This window comes from Micromonospora sp. NPDC005215, from assembly GCF_040607915.1.
In the GTDB taxonomy this organism is placed as follows: Bacteria; Actinomycetota; Actinomycetes; order Mycobacteriales; family Micromonosporaceae; genus Micromonospora.
The window spans coordinates 26642-43325 of sequence record NZ_JBEXHQ010000040.1 but is presented as its reverse complement, the minus strand read 5'-3'; the positions used below and the strand labels follow the sequence as shown (position 1 = coordinate 43325).

Sequence of the window (16684 nt, the reverse complement as noted above, 5' to 3'; positions counted from 1 at the left end):
CCGGACACAGAGAGCCTCTTCGGTGCTCTGCCTGGATCAGCCGAGCGGCCCAATCCGCTTGGCCAGGTCGACGAACGACTGCCATGTCTGCGGGTTGAAGTGAAGGACGCCGCCGTTAGCAAGGTCATCGGCACTGCTGACTACCTGTGCTCGCACCTGGTGATCAAGGTGAGCGACCACCGCGCCATCAGGCTGGGTAGCCAGGATGAACCCGCCCTGCAATCCAGGGTAGAGGCCGGCATCCTCGGTCACCACGAGTATTTGCACGTGCGGCAGTTGGGCCATCTTCGCCAGGTGGGCGAGCTGTTCGGGCATGACATTCGGGCGACCCACGATCGGCCGGCGCAGCACCATGCTCAGCACCCAGGCATCACCACCGCTCGTGGGCCCGAAGCCCAACCGCCCGAGGGAGTACGGCGATCGGGCTCCGCACACTCCGCTGCGCCCGATGTGGTTCTGCCGAGCGGACGGCCAGCCCTGGCCCTGCGCCGACGCTCGGCTGCGGCTGAAGGCGGAGTTCGAGGACAACATGCAGGGCCTGGCCATCTATCTGGCGGGCATGTACTACGAGGCAAGCCGCGATCTCTACCGCCTGAATCCGCACGACGGCCCCAGCCCGCGCGACCTGTTCGACCGCTTCGTGGGTAGGTATCAGGGGCGTCTCTGACCTACTTTTCATCACCTGATCACCGGAACGGGTGCGGTGGAGCGGCCGAGTTTCCGAAGGGCGCCCGTGCATCCGGCCCTGCTCGCTTCTGACCTGGGCTCCTTGGGCAGAATGGCGGCATGACCGACATTGACTGGGCACGGCTGCGGGCCGCCGCCACCGACGCGATGCGGCACGCGTACGCGCCGTACTCGACGTTCCCGGTCGGCGCGGCCGCGCTGGTCGACGACGGCCGCGTGGTGGTCGGCTGCAACGTGGAGAACGCCGCGTACGGGGTGACGCTCTGCGCCGAGTGCGGGGTGGTCTCCAGCCTGCACGCCACCGGTGGCGGTCGACTCGTCGCGCTGTCCTGCGTCGACGCGACAGGTGAGCCGCTGATGCCGTGTGGTCGCTGCCGCCAGCTGCTCTGGGAAAACGGCGGGCCGGAGTGCCTGATCGAGAGCAAGACCCGCCCGCTGCGGATGGCCGAGTTGCTGCCGCACGCCTTCGGTGTGGAGGACCTGGAAGCCGTCACCGGGGAGACGCCGGTGCCGGTGGTGCCGGAGCGGCTGGCCGCCTGGCGGGGACGCGGCACCGTCTTCGTGCACCCGGACATGTCCGCCGGCCAGCAGGTCTGGACCGCGTACTGGGAGCGGTCGGCCGGAGACGACGTCGGCGCCGAGACCGGCGTGCTGGAGGAGGCCCCGAGCTGGGACGACCCGGCCGAGGCGATCACCTGGGGCCTGGCCCGGACACCGCGGGTGGTGGTGGTCGACGCGACCGGCACCATCTTCTGGGCCGGCGAGGGTGAGCCGCCGCTGGAGATCCCGGTTCGCTGGGGTTGAGCTCGGGGATTGGGCCGACCGTGCCCGGCTCCGGGCGGTCAGGCTTGATCCCTCCGCCGGGCACGGTCGGCCCAATCCCGCGGTGCTCGCTGTCCGTGGGTCGGGATCTGCATACGACTAGGAAGATTTTCTGATGAGTTTTGCTGCTGTTGACGTTATTCGGGTGAAGCGGGACGGGGGTGTGCTGTCGGACGCGCAGATCGACTGGGTGGTCGATGCGTACACCCGGGGTGTTGTCGCCGATGAGCAGATGTCGGCGCTGGCGATGGCGATCCTGCTCAACGGCATGACCGGGCCGGAGATCGCCCGGTGGACCGCCGCGATGATCGCCAGCGGTGAGCGGCTGGACCTCGCGGCGGTACGCCGACCGACTGTCGACAAGCACTCCACCGGCGGCGTCGGCGACAAGATCACGCTGCCGCTCACCCCACTTGTGGCGGCGTGCGGCGCGGCCGTGCCGCAGCTGAGCGGCCGTGGTCTCGGGCACACCGGCGGCACACTGGACAAGTTGGAGTCCATTCCGGGCTGGCGGGCCACGGTGAGCAACGACGAGTTCATCGCCCAACTGGACGAGGTCGGCGCGGTGATCTGCGCGGCCGGTGCCGGGCTCGCCCCCGCCGACCGCAAGCTGTACGCGCTGCGCGACGTGACCGGCACCGTGGAGGCGATCCCGCTGATCGCCAGCTCGATCATGAGCAAGAAGATCGCCGAGGGCACCGGCGCGCTGGTCCTCGACGTCAAGGTCGGCTCGGGTGCCTTCATGAAGTCCGTCGACCAGGCCCGCGAGTTGGCCCGCACCATGGTCGAGTTGGGTGGCGCGCACGGCGTTCGGACGGTCGCCCTGCTCACCGACATGTCCACCCCGCTCGGCCTGGCGATCGGCAACGCGGTGGAGGTGACCGAGTCGGTCGAGGTGCTGGCCGGTGGCGGACCGGCCGACGTGGTGGAGCTGACGCTGGCCCTGGCCCGGGAGATGCTCGACGCGGCCGGCCTGCCGGACGCCGACCCGGCGGCGGCGTTGCGGGACGGTCGGGCGATGGACTCCTGGCGGGCGATGATCCGGGCGCAGGGCGGCGACCCGGACGCGCCGATGCCAACCGCGAACGAGGTCGAGGTGGTCCGCGCCGAGCGGGACGGGCACGTCGCGGCCGTCGACGCGTACGCCATGGGTGTTGCGGCGTGGCGTCTCGGCGCGGGTCGGGCCCGGAAGGAGGACCCGGTCAGCGTGCCGGCCGGTGTGGTGTTGCACAAGCGGCCGGGTGACCCGGTACGGGCCGGTGACCCCCTCTACGAGCTGCGCGCCGAGGACCCGACGCGGATTCCGGCGGCGCTGGCCGAGGCCGCCGGCGCGGTGCGGATCGCGTCGACCGCCGCGGCGGCGACGCCGCTGGTCATCGAGCGCATCGGCTGACCGGACCGGGGGTCGGGGTGCCATGGTGCCGGTCACCTGGGAGCGCTATTGTCGCAGGCCAAGGGGGGACAACCGGCCTTGAGCCGGCGCGAGCAGACAGGAAGACCCGCCGTGACCGTTGCTGCCCCCGACCCACGTGAGGTGCGCGAGGCGAGCCTGGACGAGCTGTCCCGGCTTGGTCTGCCGCTGCCGCCGGCCCAGTTCCCGCTGGTGTGGGAGCCGGGTGACGAAATCGACCTGCGTCCCACAGTGGAGATCGAGGCGCGGATCGCCGTGCTGCACCTGATCCTGGCGCGCTGCTTCGGGATGCCCCCGGAGGCGGCGATGAGTTGGCTGCTCGGCTCGCACCTGGTCGAGATGGTCACGCCGCCGGAGTGGCAGTTCGTGATGGGCGGCAAGGGCGACCACCGCTCGTTCGTGTTGCACCACGACGCGCTCTTCGCGCTGGCCTGGGTGCTCGGGCTGAGCAAGCAGCTCGACCCGACGCTGGCCGTCGACGAGCGGCTGGTCGAGCAGTTGCCGCACATCGCCGAGGGTGAGACCTTCCCGCACTGGCGGTCCCGGATCCTCACGGCGCCGCAGCACCCGGCCGACGCGGCCGCCCTGCTCGACCTGCACTACTGCCTGGACTGGGCGTACCTGGAGACCGAGCGTGCCGGTCGGCGGGCGCCGGGCCTGATCGACGCGAACGCGATCGGGCAGCGCCGCTGGGCGCTGGAGTGGGCGGTGATCCTGCGCGGGCCGTACCACGACGAGCCGCCCGGCTGGGAAGAGGTCGACCTCTCCACCTGAGCTCAGCGAGGTCGGTACGCGTCCACCCGGACCGCCACTGTCACCCGGACCGGCTCGGGCAGCGCGGCCAACCGGGCGGTGAGCGCTTCGGGGTCGGTGTGCCACGCGTTCGGGCCCATCCCCACCACTGTGGCGACCTCCGGCCGGGTCAGGGCCAGCTCCGCCCGGTGCGCCGCCGAGCTGACCGGGGCGAAGTGCCCGCCCAGGCTGCCGGTCACCCGATCGGCCTTGTCCGGGTCCACCCGCAGCAGGCCCAGGGCGTCCACCAGCTCGGTGAGGTGGTCGGTGTCGGGGGTGACCACCAACAGGGTGCCAGCCGGGTCGAGCACCCGGTGGAACTCCGGGCCGTTACGCGGGGCGAAGACGTTAAGCAGCACGGCGGTCGAGGCGTCCGCGAGCGGCAGCCGCTGCCAGGTGTCGGCGAGCGCCGCGGCGGCCCGGGGGTGCGCGCGGGCCGCGCGGCGCAGCGCCGGCTTGGACACGTCCAGGGCCAGACCCACGGCGTCCGGCAGCGCCGCCAGCACCGCGCCGAGGTATCGGCCCGTGCCGGCGCCGGCATCCACCACCAGGGGGTACGCCCCGACGTCGGGCTCCGGAGGTTCGACCCGTACCCCTGTCGTTGTGTCCTTTGCTCTGCTTACCTCTATGCGACACCCCTGGCCGGAAACCGTCGCCTCGGTGGGAGCAGAGCAAAGGGTCGACGGGGTAGGTCCCGTGGGCGTCGCGGCCGACGCACGGAGCCGGTCGACGGCCTCCGTCGCGGCAGCGGCGAGGGCGGCCGAGATGAGGTCGTAGTGCCCGGCGGCCTGGAAATCCGCGCGGGCCGCGACCATGTCGGCGGTGTCGCCGACGTGCGGTGCCCGACCGGTGAGCAGGTTGACGTAGCCCTGGCGCGCGATGTCGAAGCTGTGCCGCAGTGGGCAGCGCAGCGCGCTCGTGTCGGTGGCCGGCTCCAGGGGTTCGCCGCAGACCGGGCAGCGCAGCCGGTCGAGGATGCGGGGGTCCACGTCAGGCCACCGCCGAGCGGTGTCGCGGGCGTTCCCTCACCGCGGTGCTTCCATGCCGTTCAGCCTAGTTCGGGCCGATCCGGGCCGAAGCCGGGACCTGGGGCGACCTCCCACACCCGATCAGGTCCGTCGCTGACTAGGGTCTGAGCATGGTCGCAACTATCCGGTACGAGGACATTGTCAAGGTTCCGAAGGCGCTGCTGCACGACCACCTCGACGGCGGGCTGCGGCCGGCGACGATCGTCGACCTGGCCGCGGAGGTGGGCCACGAACTGCCCACCACCGATCCCGAGGCGCTCGGACGCTGGTTCGCGGACGCGGCCAACTCCGGCTCCCTGGAGCGTTACCTCGAGACGTTCGCGCACACCGTGGCGGTCATGCAGACCCCGTCCGCGCTGCGTCGGGTGGCCCGCGAGTGCGCACTGGACCTGGCCGCCGACGGGGTGGTCTACGCCGAGGTGCGCTTCGCCCCGGAGCAGCACCTGGAGCAGGATCTGAGCCTGGACGAGGTCGTCGAGGCGGTGCTGGCCGGGTTCGCCGAGGGCACCGCCCAGGCCGTCGAGGCGGGCCTGACCATCCGGGTGGGCACACTGCTCACCGCGATGCGCCACGCCGCCCGCTCGCAGGAGATCGCTGAGCTGGCCGTGCGGCACCGGGACGCCGGGGTGGTCGGCTTCGACATCGCCGGCGCCGAGGCGGGCTTCCCGCCCACCCGGCACCTGGACGCCTTCGAGTACCTGCAACGGGAGAACTTCCACTTCACCATCCATGCCGGCGAGGCGTTCGGTCTGCCGTCGATCTGGCAGGCGATCCAGTGGTGCGGGGCGGACCGGCTCGGGCACGGGGTCCGGATCGTCGACGACATCGCCTCGGACGGCTCGCTGGGCCGGCTGGCCGCGTACGTGCGGGACAAGCGGATCCCACTGGAGCTGTGCCCCTCGTCGAACGTGCAGACCGGCGCGGTGGCCTCGATCGCCGACCACCCGATCGGCCTGCTGCGGGACCTGCGGTTCCGGGCCACCGTCAACACCGACAACCGGCTGATGAGCGGCACCTCGATGTCGCGGGAGATGTCGCTGCTGGTGGAGACGTTCGGCTACGGCTGGAAGGAGTTGCAGTGGTTCACCATCAACGCGATGAAGAGCGCCTTCATCCCGTTCGACGAGCGGCTGCGGATCATCGATGAGGTGATCAAGCCGGCGTACGCCAAGCTGCTGGCCTGATCCCGCTCAGCCGTGCGGGTGGCCAGCGAGCAGGCCGGCCACCCGACGCAGCACCTCCCGGGCGCGGGCCGCCTCCGCGCCCAACCCGGTCTGCCGACGCAGCACCGCGGGCTCGGCCCGCAGCAGCGCCACGCCGCGCCGGACCAGCACCCGGGGTGCCTTGCGCTGCTCGGACAGGTCGCGGGCCAGCCGGCGCAGGAAGGTCGCACCGCGCGGTCGGCGCAGCGCGTACGCCCCGGCGAGCAGCCCTCGGCGGCGGCACTCCTCGACGATTTCGGCGGCGAAGATCCCTTCGGCCACGAAAAGTGGCGATCCGGCGAGATCAAATGACCGGGTGGCCACCCGTCGATCTGCGCCGATCGCATAAACCGGCACATCGGCTCGACCCTCGCGAGCTAGTCGAGCAATGATTTCCACCGCACTTGGAGCATCCCAGGACTGCGGCGATTCCCAATCCACCTGGTCGTTTCGGCGCGGCAACGTAGGGTCATCGCCGTCTTTGTAGAAGTCGTCCAAGCAGAGCACCGGTAAGCCGGTTTGCTGCGCTATGTACGACTTTCCGGACCCCGAAGGGCCGGCGAGCAGGACAACGCGGTGCGGATGTTTCATTACCTTCAGTTACTCCGGCCAGACGGACTGCTATCAAATCGCATCAACATCTCATCACACCTTCGGTAGGTACCAACCTGGGCTTTCTTCTTGTCGACCGGCGTGATGGAATCTCGGGGGTCCGACCCGCCGGGTCGGTCGCTGGGCGTTGCCCGGAGGCAACGCGTTCAAGCTGTAATCGCGAGGGCGGTGACGTGAGCAAACGGCCAAAGACGGCGGGCTCCTTCCTGTCGCGGCTGCGCCGGCCGGCCAGCCGGCTCCGGGACATGCCGATCTGGTCCAAGCTCGGTCTCATCATGATCGTGCCGACCATCGCCACGGTCGTGGTGGGCACCAGTGGTCTCGTCGACCACGTGGAGACGCTCAACAATGCCAACCGAGCCGGCGACCTGGCGAACCTGTCGAGCTATTCAGGTGACCTGATCGACAGCCTGCAGGACGAGCGGACCGCCGCCGTGCTGCTGCTGGGCGCGGACGGGACGCAGCCGACGGCGCAGTACCAGGAGGCCTACAACCGGGTGAACTCCCGGGTGGACCAGGAAGCGGGCCCCTACCGGCAGCAGCGGGCCGAGCTCGAGGACCTGCCGGGCAGCCTTGAGACGCTGCTCGACGGCATCGACCAGAACCTGCAGGACCTGTCCGGCGTCCGCAGCCAGGTGTTCAACGGCAAGCTCGCGCTCACCGAGACCGTCCAGGCGTACGAGGGTCTGATCAGCGACCTGCTCGCCATCCGTGACTCGGCCACGCAGCTCGCCGGCGACAACGACCTGAGCGACCGGATGCGCGCCGCCGCGGCGGTCGCCCGGGAGAAGGAGTTCCTTGCCGCCCGGCGGGTCGTGGTCCACCGCGCGCTGGGCGTGAAGGGTGGCCAGCGGCTGACCCCCGCGCTGCGCACCGACTACATCGCCAGCGGCACCGGCCAGCAGCAGGCGCTGCAGAGCTTCAAGGCCGTCGCCACCCCGGACGACGCGAAGTTCCACGACCAGACGGTCGCGGGCGGCGACCGTCGGGAGGCGCAGAACTACACCGGCTGGATCGACGGCAACACCACCGGCGACATGCGCGGTGCGCCGTTCAAGCCGGACCAGTGGGAAGCCGCGATGACGGCCAACGCCCGGCTGATCCGCACCGTCGAGAGGAAGCTCGACAGCGAAGTGGTCGCCGAGGCCGACAACCTCCGCTCCGACGTCCAGCGTCAGGTGTTCCTGGAGACCGGCCTGCTGCTCAGCATGCTGCTGCTGGCCATCCTCTTCGCGTACCTGGTCGCTCGCTCCATGGCCCGCTCGCTCCGTGAGCTGCGTCAGGGCGCCCTCTCCGTCGCCCAGTACGGCCTACCCCAGGCGGTGGCCCGGCTGCGCGACCCGCAGGTCGTCGGGCAACTCTCCCCGGTGCAGCTGGCCAACCAGATCGCCGAGCCGTTGCCGGTCCGCAGCAAGGACGAGTTCGGTCAGGTGACCGAGGCGTTCAACGCCGTCCACCTGGAAGCCGTCCGGACCGCCGCCGAGCAGGCCGCGCTGCGTGCCTCCGTCGCGACCATGTTCGTCAACCTGGCCCGCCGTTCACAGATCCTGGTCGACCGCCTCATCGGGCACCTCGACCGGCTGGAGCGCGGCGAAGAGGACCCGGACCGGTTGGCCGAGCTGTTCCAGCTCGACCACCTGGCCACCCGGATGCGCCGCAACGACGAAAACCTGCTGGTGCTCGCCGGCGCCGACTCCACCCGCGTCCAGCGGGAGCCGGCCGCGCTCATCGACGTGCTGCGCGCCGCGCAGTCCGAGGTCGAGCACTACACCCGTATCGAGTTCGGTGTCATCGACCGCGACATCGAGGTCGCCGCGCACGCGGTCAACGACCTGGTGCACCTCGTCGCCGAGCTGTTCGACAACGCCACCGCGTTCTCGCCGCCCGACTCGCAGGTGATGGTCGAGGCCCGCCGGGTCGGCGACCGCTCCTCGCTCTACGTCGAGGACCGCGGCATCGGCATCAGCGCCGAGCAGTTGCACGACCTCAACGAGCGGCTCGCGACGCCGCCGCAGGTGGACGTGGCGGTGTCCCGGATGATGGGCCTCGTCGTGGTCGCCCGGCTGGCGTCCCGGCACGGTGTCCGGGTCGAACTGCGCCCCGGCTCCGACCGCGGCACTGTCGCCGACGTGACCCTGCCCACCTCGGTGCTGGTGCCCCGGGCGCTCTCCGGCCGGGTGCAGCAGCCCCCGGCCCTGCCCGCGGCCGGCGGCCCCCAGCACGGTGGGCCCGCGCCGGTCTTCGGGGCGCTGCCCGCGCTGGGCAACCACCCGCGCTCCAGCGAGTCCGGCAACCAGGTCACCCTCGGCGGTCGTCCGTTCGACCCCGCCTCGCGCAACGGTGCCGGCGCCCCCGCCAACGCGGGTGCGTACGGTTCGATGCCGGCCTGGTCGGATCTGACCGGTGCGGCCGGAACGAACGGCGTCAACGGCGGCGACGGGTTCACCCCCCGGCCGCCCAACGGCCAGCCGATCGATCCGCTGCCGCAGCGCCGCTCCGGGGACGACACCCCGACCACCGGTCAGCAGCCGTCCATTCCTCGGCAGTTGCCGAGCAGCCCCGAGACGCACCCGTACTCGGCGCCGCCGGTCTCCGCGCAGCCCTACTCCGGCGCGCCGGTCTCCGCCTCGCCGGCCTCGGGCCAGCCGTACTCCGGGCAGCCCTACTCGGGTGCGCCGTACGGCGGTCCGCCGGTGTCCGCCGCCCCGGCCTCCGGTCAGCCGTACTCGGGTCAGCCGTACTCGGTGCCACCGGCCTCCAGCCAGTCGTTCAGCGGGTTCGCGCCCCGATCCGCGCCACCCGCGCAGGTGCCCAGCGCCCCCGCGCCGCCGGCCTGGCCGCCGGTGCCGGGTGGCGACCGGGACGCGGCGACCCCGCCGGTGCCGGAGCGGCTCGCCGCCGCTCTGGACATGACGACGGAGCTGCCGCGCGTGCCGCGACCCGGCGAGCAGCCGGCCGCCGCGGCCCAGCCTCCGGCGCCAGCACCGGCACCGCAGACTCGGCCGGCGCCACAGCAACCGCAGGCGCAGAACCGGCAGCGGTACGCGGACGAGACGATGGAGCTGCCGATCTTCCGGGAGCTGGAGTCGGCCTGGTTCCGTACCCGCCGTCCGGGCTCGGAGGAGTCCGCGGCTGGCGCCCCGCCGAGCACGAACGGCGACACCGCGACCCAGCAGTTCGCCACGGTCGAGGCCACCGGTCGGACAGTCCACAAGACACCACCCGGGACGACAGGTAACGCACCGATGGCAGACACTCCGACGGCCGGAGGAGCGCCGCGGGACAACGGCTCCACAGCGAACGAGGGCACCCGCCCCGGCCTCGCCGAGAGCCTGCCGAACCGCCGGCCCCAACCGCAGAGCAACGGCTGGCAGACCGCGGCTGACGATGGCTGGCGTGCCGCCTCGGCGGCGGCTGGTGCCGCACCGGTGAGCGAGACCACCACTACCGGCCTGCCGAAGCGCAAGCCGATGGCGCAGCTCGTGCCGGGTGCGGTGGAGAAGCCCGCCACCTCGGTCCAGCGCCGTTCCCCGGAGGCGGTCCGTGGCCTGCTCTCCGCCTACCACCGGGGCGTGCAGCGAGGGCGTAGCACCTCGGACAACCCGACCAGCCCGGAGGCGACTCCGGGAGGGCAATCCTCGCAGTCTGGCTCAGGCCCGGTGGCCGGGAGCGGGCAGAAGGAGCAAGAAGGATGACAACTACGCAGGATCTTGGTTGGCTGCTGGCCAACTTCGCCGACCGGGTGCCCGGCGTCGCGCATGCGGTCGCCGTCTCGGCGGACGGCCTACTCCTCGCGTCGTCACGGGATCTGCCGCGCGACCGGGCGGATCAGCTTGCCGCGATCTCATCGGGTCTGGTCAGCCTGACCCAGGGTGCAGCCCGCTGCTTCGAGGGAGGGGCGGTGTTGCAGACCGTCGTGGAGATGGACAATGGCTTCCTGTTCCTGATGTCTATCTCGGACGGTTCGTCCTTCGCCGTGCTGGCCGCCCGCAGCTCCGACGTGGGCCAGGTCGGCTACGAGATGGCGCTGCTGGTCGACAGGGTGGGCGACGCGCTGACCCCGCAGCCGCGTGCGGCTGCGGGCATGCTGGGCTGACGCCGCGCCGATCGTGAGGTCGGCACGACTGCAACGACAACAACGACGGGTTCCACCGGTGGGAGCCGGTAGCGGGTACGAAGGAGGTGAGCGGCGAGATGGCCGATCGTGACGAACCGACCGGAGCGTTGGTCCGTCCATACGCCGTGACCCGTGGTCGTACCCGTCCCCGGCTCGACATCGCGCTGGAGGCGCTCGTCGAGACGACGGTGCGCGGCCGCACCGCTGCCAATGGCAACGGTGGTGGCCGCGAACACCAGTACATCGCCGCGCTGTGTGACGGACGCGTGCAATCGCTCGCAGAGATCGCGGCGCGGATGCAGCTCCCGCTCGGTGTGGCCCGGGTGCTCATCGCCGACATGGCGACGGACGGCCTGGTCGCGGTCCACGAGCCGACCATTTTGGACGACTCCGACGACGCGGTGGGCACTGAACTGCTGGAGAGGGTGCTGAGTGGACTTCGCAGGCTCTGACATGTCGCACCGCCCGCCGAACCCGAGTGGGCGCGTGACGTCGGCGAAGATCGTTATCGCCGGTGGATTCGGCGTCGGCAAGACGACGCTGGTCGGCTCGGTCTCGGAGATCACGCCGCTGACCACCGAGGCCATCATGACCTCCGCCGGCGTGGGCGTCGACGACACCCGGCAGGTGCCGGGTAAGACGACGACCACGGTGGCTATGGACTTCGGCCGGATCTCGATCGACCGTGACCTGATTCTGTACCTGTTCGGTACGCCGGGTCAGACCCGGTTCTGGTTCATGTGGGACGAACTGGTTCGGGGCGCCATCGGTGCGGTCGTGCTGGTGGACACCCGCCGGCTGGCCGACTGCTTCGCGGCGATCGACTTCTTCGAGCACCGACGCCTCCCGTACCTGGTGGCGATCAACTGCTTCGACGGGATGCAGTACCACGACCCGCAGGACGTTCGGGACGCCTTGGCGATCTCGAGCGACGTGCCGGTGGTGGCGTGCGACGCCCGTAACCGGGAGTCGACGAAGCACGTGCTGATCTCGCTCGTCGAGTACGTGCTCACCATGCGCCGTACGCGCGCGGTGGCCCCGGCCTGATCGGGCACCGCAGGCCCGGTGGTGGCTCCGGCCGCCACCGGGCGTTTCGCCCTGCCCGTCGCGCTGCTTGTGCCGGCGGGCGCCCCGCGCCAACCCACCCCCGCTGACACGATCGCGCCCCCAGTCACTGACTGGGGGCGCGATCGTGAATGCCGGAGAGGTGACCGGTCAGGACTGGTAACCGGCGGAGCGGTACTCGTACTCCCGGTCGTCGTCGCGGTCGCCGTGGTCGCGGCTGAAGTCCCAGCCACCGGCTGCCTCGCGACCGGGCCGACCACCTACCGCGAAACCGCCGATCTCCTGCCCGCGACGCCAACCGCGGAAGTAGCCGGTGGTGTTCTCCGCGAGGCTCGCCGCATCACGCACTATCCGCAATGGGCGCTCCTCGCGCAGCGGGGAACCAGGGACCAGATTGGCCTGCGGCACGCGCTTGGGCAGCCCGGCGTTGGTCTCGGCGCCCACGGCGGGGCGGGCTGCCTGCTCGGCGGCCTGCCAGCCGGTGTCGGCCGTGGTCGACCAGTCCAGGTCGGTCTCCTCGGCCTGCCCCACGAACCAGGCCGACTTGGCCTGCGCGAAGATCAGCAGGTCGCCGTCGCCCTCGTCGGCGACCGGTGGCGGCCGGTGCTCGACCGGGGGCGGTCGGCGCTCCAACGGTGGCGGCCGGTGCTCCACCGGGGGTGGCGGCCGGTGCTCGGCGGTGCGTGCGGCTGCCCGGCCGTTTCGAGCAGCCTGCTCCCGGTCGACCAGCCGCAGCGGCGGCGTCTCCAGGTGCGGGTCCGACGGCGGGTTGAGCCCCTCACGCAGCGCCCGGTCAGCGAGTGGCGGTGGCTCCACCAGCCGCAGCATGGGGGGCTCCTGCGGCAGGTCGTCCGCCAACCAGGGCGGGGTGACCCGACCGTCGGCGCGACCCGGGTCGGTCGGGGCGTCGATGCCGCGGCTGCCGCCGTAGGAGTAGGCCGCCGGGTTGTTCGGTGAGCTGTCGGCCGGGTCCTCCGGGTTGTTGACCAGGGGCCAGTTGGCCCGGGAGCCAGGCGGTGCGGACTCTTGACCAGGCCGGGGGGTCGGCACCGGAATGCTGAGGTCGGTGACGCTGAACCCGCCCGTCGGTGGTTCGTCGACCGGGCGTTGCAGGTGGCTCGGCCGGGGCTCGCCGTTGGTCTTCGGACGGGGCGGGATGACCGTACGCTGCCGTTCCGCGCGGGCGTGGTTGATCGCGGCGGTGGTCAGCGTCGGCCGGAACGGCTCACCGGCCTCTGCCGGGGGCACCTGGCCCCGCTGCGCGGGTGCGATCGGGGTGATTCCGGGCGGCGGGGGAGGCGGAGACGAGACGGGTCGGTTGGTTGGACCGTCGATGCGGTTGGAGATCTGCTCGGTGCGCCCGGGCAGCGGGGACGCCGGCGGACCAGCCATCGCTGCCGGGGCCATCGGCGCGGGTGCGACCGGCGGCGGCGTGACCGGCGGCGGGGCGACCGGTGGCGGCCCGAGTGGGCGGGGTGACGCCAGCGGCGCGTTACCGGGAATCGGCTCGGGGCGGCTGCGCCGCCCGAGGGCGGGTGCGGGGTCGACCGCGGGCGGGGTGGGTCGGACCGACCGCAGACCGGCGGCGGTGCCCGCCAGACCGGTCAACTCGCCGACCGACTCGCCACGGCGGGCAGCGGCACGGCGCCCAGGCGCCTGGGCGGGCGTGGTCACCCGGGAGCTGAGCGCGCTGACCAGCGCCTCACAGCCCGCGTCGCAGGCCCGTACGGAGGCGACGGCCTGGCGGACCGTCTCGGCCACCGCGGACGTGAGCGCCCGGTTGACCGCGGCGCGGCGCGGCGTCTCGGAGATGGCGACCCGCAGTGCGGTGACCGCCTCGTTGATCTCCTCAGCGTCGGCGACCCCGTCGGCGGCGAGGTGCGCGGCGATGGCGTCCGCCGCGACCGACACCTCGCGGCCCCGGGCGACGGTGCCGCCGAGCATGCCCGGCTCGGGCAGCGCGTCCAGCACCGCCAGCGAGACCGGCTCGGCCGGGTCCGGGTACGCCCGCAGGGCCGCCGGGTAGAGCTCACGCAGCACCTCACGCAGCGCCACGGCGGCGGAGTGTCGACCGCTGGCCAGGGCGGCGTGTGCGGCGAGCACCTGCTTGTAGCCGGCGAGGTCCCGGGGTGCCGGCAGGGTGACCGCGGAGAGCGCGCCCGCCTGCAACGCGCGGGCCAGGCCGACGGCCCGTCGTTCGGCCGGAGGCGACTGCATCTCCTCCAACGAGTCGTCATCGGCGAACCGCTCGGCGAAGTCGTCCACCGAGTCGTCGTCGGCGATGGCCAAAGGTCGACCCGCCGCGCTCAGCAGCGAGGTGACCGTGTGGTCGTCGCTGTCGGCGGCGATGGCAGCACCGCTCGGCCCGCCCGACCGCTCCACGAGCAGCGCGACGAGCTGGGCGTAGCCAGCGGCGTCGTCGCTGATCTCGCAGACATGCAGCAGACGGCCTGCGTCGTCGACCACAGCGGACGTCAGCGTCGAACCGGCGGAGGCCGGTCGGTCAGCTGGATCCGCCGAGGCCAGACCGCAGTAAACGCGCACGAGCGCCACGGCGTCGTCCTCCTCCCGGGACAGGTCTTTCCTCTGCCAGCAACTGATGCTCCCCGGTACGGGTCAGTCGCGCCAGTCCACCACCGCAGAGATCTTGCCGACAATGGTGCGCCAACCCAAACTCGCGGTCTGCGCTCCGATCTTCTTCAGCCGCCGCCGACCCATGAAAGCGCCGATCCCACCGTTGGCGGTGGTTCGCAGCGCCTCGTCCAGGTCGTCGAGGCTGGAGCCGGCGGAGAGCATGTCCAGGACCGCAGGCAGCCGCAATGCGTACGAGATGTCACGTGCGATCTCGCCGGCCTCGATCAGCAGGGTCGAATCCCAGGCGTCGTGACCGCCGCGCAGATTCTCCACGACCAGGTCGAGTTCGTAGGTGTCCTCGTCGAGCGGAGCGACATCGGCCGGCTCCACCCGTTCGGCCAATTCATTCCAGCTGTCCAGTTGGGACAGATCGTTTGGCGCACCGGACCGGATGAAACTGACCAACGACTCGGGGGTCTTGAACAGCAGAAGCCTGCCCTGGTTGCTGAGGAAGACCGGCACCTCCTCGTCGTCCGCCTCGTCCGTGACATCCTCGTCGGCCTCGTCCTCGGCCTTGTCCTTGGCGGCGCGGCGGCGCGTCGACTCGTCCTCGTCGCCGTCGGCGAACTCCTCGGCCAGGTCCTCGTCGAGGATGACGACTGTCTCGTCGTCCTCCTCCTCCTCGACGACCTGGCGGCGGGCGAGGAACGGGTCGTCCTGGTCGCGTTCGGTCACATCGGTCGGGGTCAGCGAGCTGGCCGGCCGGTACGCGCGCAGCGTGAAGCCGGTGCCGGCGGGCAGGGCGATCTCCACCGGATCGATGCGCAGCTCGTCCCAGAGCGACCGGTCGACCGAAGCCGACGGGCTGTCGGTCTCCTCGGCCTCATCTGGCTCGGCCGCGCTTGTGGTGTCGTCGAGCTCGGGCTCGTCGGCGTCGGGCCGTTGGGGCGACTGGCGGGCCACGCTGACCTCCGTGTGCTTCGGGTTGCCCACCCGCCGGGGTCTCTGTCCGACGAGTGACTCTGGGCACATACCCTAGTCGGCGGCCCGGGGTGACCGATGCCCGCACCCCGGTGGCCGGCTGGCGCACGGGTTCGACCTGCTGGTGGCCGGCGCTGGCGAACCGGCCGCTCGACAAGTAGCGTAGCTACGTATGAAGGCCCAGTCGTTGCACGGCCATCTCGACGCTCTGCTGCTCGCCGTGCTGGAGCAGGGAGAGCTGCACGGCTACGCCATCATCGAGGCGCTGCGTGAACGCAGTGATGGCAGCCTGGATCTGCCCACCGGCACCATCTATCCGGCGCTCCGTCGCCTGGAACGCGCGGGGCACGTGGCGAGCACCTGGAGCACTGTCAACGGTCGGGAGCGGCGGACGTACCAGCTCACCGACTCCGGCCGCCGGGCGCTGGCCGGAGAGCGCGCCGGTTGGCACGAGTTCCAACTGACAGTCGGCCGGTTCCTCGATCCCGGCAGCCCACCCGCCACCCCGGCCTGACCCTGCCGTCCAGCTGGCGTCGACCGGCCGGGCCGTGCCCGCCCCCGCCCCCGCCCCGGCGCTGGACGCGGGCGAGGGCGGGCGGCCCGGGGCAGACGAGCGAGAGCGGGCGTGGCCGGCGCGGGGCAGAGCAGCGTGGGTCAGCGGGTGATGGCCAGCAGCCAGCCGCGCGTCGCGCGGGTCAGCGAGAAGTACGCGCCGCCCACCAACACCACGCCGATGATCATCGGTGGCCAGCGCAGCGCCGCATCCCAGAGGTTGAGGGACCAGGTGAAGAGGGCGCAGCCGGTCAGCATGGCGAGAGCCAGCAGGCCGGTCAGGCCGGCGCCCACCGCGCGTTGCGCCACGACCAGGGCCGGTCGTGTCGACCGGGCGCTCGCCGCGACCACCAGCAGGCCGGCCACCGCGAGCAGCAGCGTGCTCATCCAGATCCAGTCGACCGAGTTGGAGAGCAGCAGGTAGCCGGCCGGCGGGCGAGGACCGTCGCTCCAGCTCGCCCCACGCCAGGTCAGGTCGCCGGCGGCCACCCCCACCCCGGCGACGGCCAGCATCCGCAGGGAGAGGCCCCGCAGCGCGCCCACCGCCAGCTCGGCCTGCCAGGAGGGGAGTAGCTGCGCCGGTGAGCCGAACTCGACCACCGCCCGGCGCTGCGCCTCCGTGGGCGGCACACCGCTCTCCTGGTACGCCTCGACGGCGTCCAGCAGCCCGTGCCGGGCCTCGGTCAGCAGCTCGGACTTGAGTCGCGCCGGCCCCTGCAAGCGGGCGGCCAGGTCCCGCAGGTGCTCGTCGACAAACACATCCTCACAGCGCGGCATGCCACCACCCTGCCATGGACTCCGGAGCCCCAACGTCGGGGAGAACCCTGGTCCGTCCCCGAAC

Annotated in this window: 15 protein-coding genes and 1 pseudogene; 10 read left to right on the top strand and 6 right to left on the bottom strand. The window is 71.9% G+C overall.

Going from position 1 to position 16684, the window contains the following annotated elements; all coding sequences use genetic code 11:
- Positions 1-117 precede the first annotated feature (117 nt).
- Positions 118-354, bottom strand: a pseudogene (locus ABZU25_RS25705) (Scr1 family TA system antitoxin-like transcriptional regulator); the annotation flags it as partial.
- On the opposite strand from ABZU25_RS25705, the gene ABZU25_RS25700 reads away from it, so the two are divergent.
- The 4 genes from ABZU25_RS25700 (at position 353) to ABZU25_RS25685 (ending at position 3694) form a co-directional block, all read left to right on the top strand.
- The gene (locus tag ABZU25_RS25700; RefSeq protein ID WP_355031923.1) at positions 353-667 is read left to right on the top strand and encodes a hypothetical protein; all 315 of its coding nucleotides are present in this window, start codon (positions 353-355) and stop codon (positions 665-667) included. The pseudogene ABZU25_RS25705 and the gene ABZU25_RS25700 overlap by 2 nt on opposite strands.
- 119 nt (positions 668-786) lie before the next feature.
- On the top strand, positions 787-1491 hold the full coding sequence (locus ABZU25_RS25695) for a cytidine deaminase (protein WP_355031922.1): 705 nt from the start codon (positions 787-789) through the stop codon (positions 1489-1491).
- Between the two features lie 130 nt (positions 1492-1621).
- Positions 1622-2902 carry a thymidine phosphorylase gene (locus ABZU25_RS25690; protein WP_355031944.1) on the top strand — a complete coding sequence of 427 codons (1281 nt, stop codon included), beginning with the start codon at positions 1622-1624 and terminating at the stop codon, positions 2900-2902.
- A 111-nt stretch (positions 2903-3013) separates the two neighbouring features.
- Entirely contained in the window at positions 3014-3694 is a 681-nt protein-coding gene (locus ABZU25_RS25685; RefSeq protein WP_355031921.1) for a DUF4272 domain-containing protein, read from the top strand.
- Between the two features lie 2 nt (positions 3695-3696).
- Here ABZU25_RS25685 and ABZU25_RS25680 read toward each other — a convergent pair whose 3' ends face one another.
- Positions 3697-4701: a putative RNA methyltransferase gene (locus ABZU25_RS25680; RefSeq protein WP_355031920.1), complete on the bottom strand. Its 1005-nt coding sequence runs from the start codon at positions 4699-4701 to the stop codon at positions 3697-3699.
- 149 nt (positions 4702-4850) lie between these two features.
- Between ABZU25_RS25680 and ABZU25_RS25675 the strand changes: the two genes are divergently transcribed.
- Positions 4851-5924 carry an adenosine deaminase gene (locus tag ABZU25_RS25675; RefSeq protein WP_355031919.1) on the top strand — a complete coding sequence of 358 codons (1074 nt, stop codon included), beginning with the start codon at positions 4851-4853 and terminating at the stop codon, positions 5922-5924.
- A gap of 6 nt (positions 5925-5930) precedes the next feature.
- Here ABZU25_RS25675 and ABZU25_RS25670 read toward each other — a convergent pair whose 3' ends face one another.
- The gene (locus tag ABZU25_RS25670; protein WP_231924438.1) at positions 5931-6224 is read right to left on the bottom strand and encodes a hypothetical protein; all 294 of its coding nucleotides are present in this window, start codon (positions 6222-6224) and stop codon (positions 5931-5933) included.
- 503 nt (positions 6225-6727) lie between these two features.
- Between ABZU25_RS25670 and ABZU25_RS25665 the strand changes: the two genes are divergently transcribed.
- From ABZU25_RS25665 to ABZU25_RS25650, 4 genes are all read left to right on the top strand, one after another.
- Positions 6728-10249 (top strand): nitrate- and nitrite sensing domain-containing protein, encoded by a 3522-nt coding sequence (locus tag ABZU25_RS25665; protein WP_355031918.1) that lies wholly within the window; start codon positions 6728-6730, stop codon positions 10247-10249.
- Positions 10246-10650, top strand: a complete 405-nt coding sequence (locus ABZU25_RS25660) for a roadblock/LC7 domain-containing protein (RefSeq protein WP_030329023.1) — start codon at positions 10246-10248, stop codon at positions 10648-10650. The genes ABZU25_RS25665 and ABZU25_RS25660 overlap by 4 nt, the downstream gene beginning before the upstream one ends.
- 98 nt (positions 10651-10748) lie before the next feature.
- Positions 10749-11123: a DUF742 domain-containing protein gene (locus ABZU25_RS25655; protein WP_124820399.1), complete on the top strand. Its 375-nt coding sequence runs from the start codon at positions 10749-10751 to the stop codon at positions 11121-11123.
- 1 nt (position 11124) lies between these two features.
- Entirely contained in the window at positions 11125-11718 is a 594-nt protein-coding gene (locus ABZU25_RS25650) for an ATP/GTP-binding protein (protein WP_007455465.1), read from the top strand.
- 168 nt (positions 11719-11886) lie between these two features.
- Here the strand turns inward: ABZU25_RS25650 and ABZU25_RS25645 are convergent, their stop codons facing one another.
- Positions 11887-14313: a transposase gene (locus ABZU25_RS25645; protein ID WP_355031943.1), complete on the bottom strand. Its 2427-nt coding sequence runs from the start codon at positions 14311-14313 to the stop codon at positions 11887-11889.
- A gap of 39 nt (positions 14314-14352) precedes the next feature.
- Positions 14353-15303, bottom strand: coding sequence for a DNA primase (locus tag ABZU25_RS25640; protein WP_355031917.1), 951 nt, complete (start codon positions 15301-15303; stop codon positions 14353-14355).
- Between the two features lie 160 nt (positions 15304-15463).
- On the opposite strand from ABZU25_RS25640, the gene ABZU25_RS25635 reads away from it, so the two are divergent.
- Positions 15464-15805: a helix-turn-helix transcriptional regulator gene (locus ABZU25_RS25635; RefSeq protein WP_355031916.1), complete on the top strand. Its 342-nt coding sequence runs from the start codon at positions 15464-15466 to the stop codon at positions 15803-15805.
- A 140-nt stretch (positions 15806-15945) separates the two neighbouring features.
- On the opposite strand, the gene ABZU25_RS25630 is transcribed toward ABZU25_RS25635, so the two are convergent.
- A complete protein-coding gene (locus ABZU25_RS25630) occupies positions 15946-16620 on the bottom strand; it encodes a permease prefix domain 1-containing protein (protein WP_355031915.1) in 675 nt (224 codons plus the stop codon).
- Positions 16621-16684 lie beyond the last annotated feature (64 nt).

Coding starts and splice junctions, on each gene's coding strand:
- ABZU25_RS25700 (WP_355031923.1), top strand. CDS start 353: ATGCTCAGCACCCAGGCATCACCACCGCTCGTGGGCCCGAAGCCCAAC.
- ABZU25_RS25695 (WP_355031922.1), top strand. CDS start 787: ATGACCGACATTGACTGGGCACGGCTGCGGGCCGCCGCCACCGACGCG.
- ABZU25_RS25675 (WP_355031919.1), top strand. CDS start 4,851: ATGGTCGCAACTATCCGGTACGAGGACATTGTCAAGGTTCCGAAGGCG.
- ABZU25_RS25660 (WP_030329023.1), top strand. CDS start 10,246: ATGACAACTACGCAGGATCTTGGTTGGCTGCTGGCCAACTTCGCCGAC.
- ABZU25_RS25655 (WP_124820399.1), top strand. CDS start 10,749: ATGGCCGATCGTGACGAACCGACCGGAGCGTTGGTCCGTCCATACGCC.
- ABZU25_RS25650 (WP_007455465.1), top strand. CDS start 11,125: ATGTCGCACCGCCCGCCGAACCCGAGTGGGCGCGTGACGTCGGCGAAG.
- ABZU25_RS25635 (WP_355031916.1), top strand. CDS start 15,464: ATGAAGGCCCAGTCGTTGCACGGCCATCTCGACGCTCTGCTGCTCGCC.
- ABZU25_RS25630 (WP_355031915.1), bottom strand. CDS start 16,620: ATGCCGCGCTGTGAGGATGTGTTTGTCGACGAGCACCTGCGGGACCTG.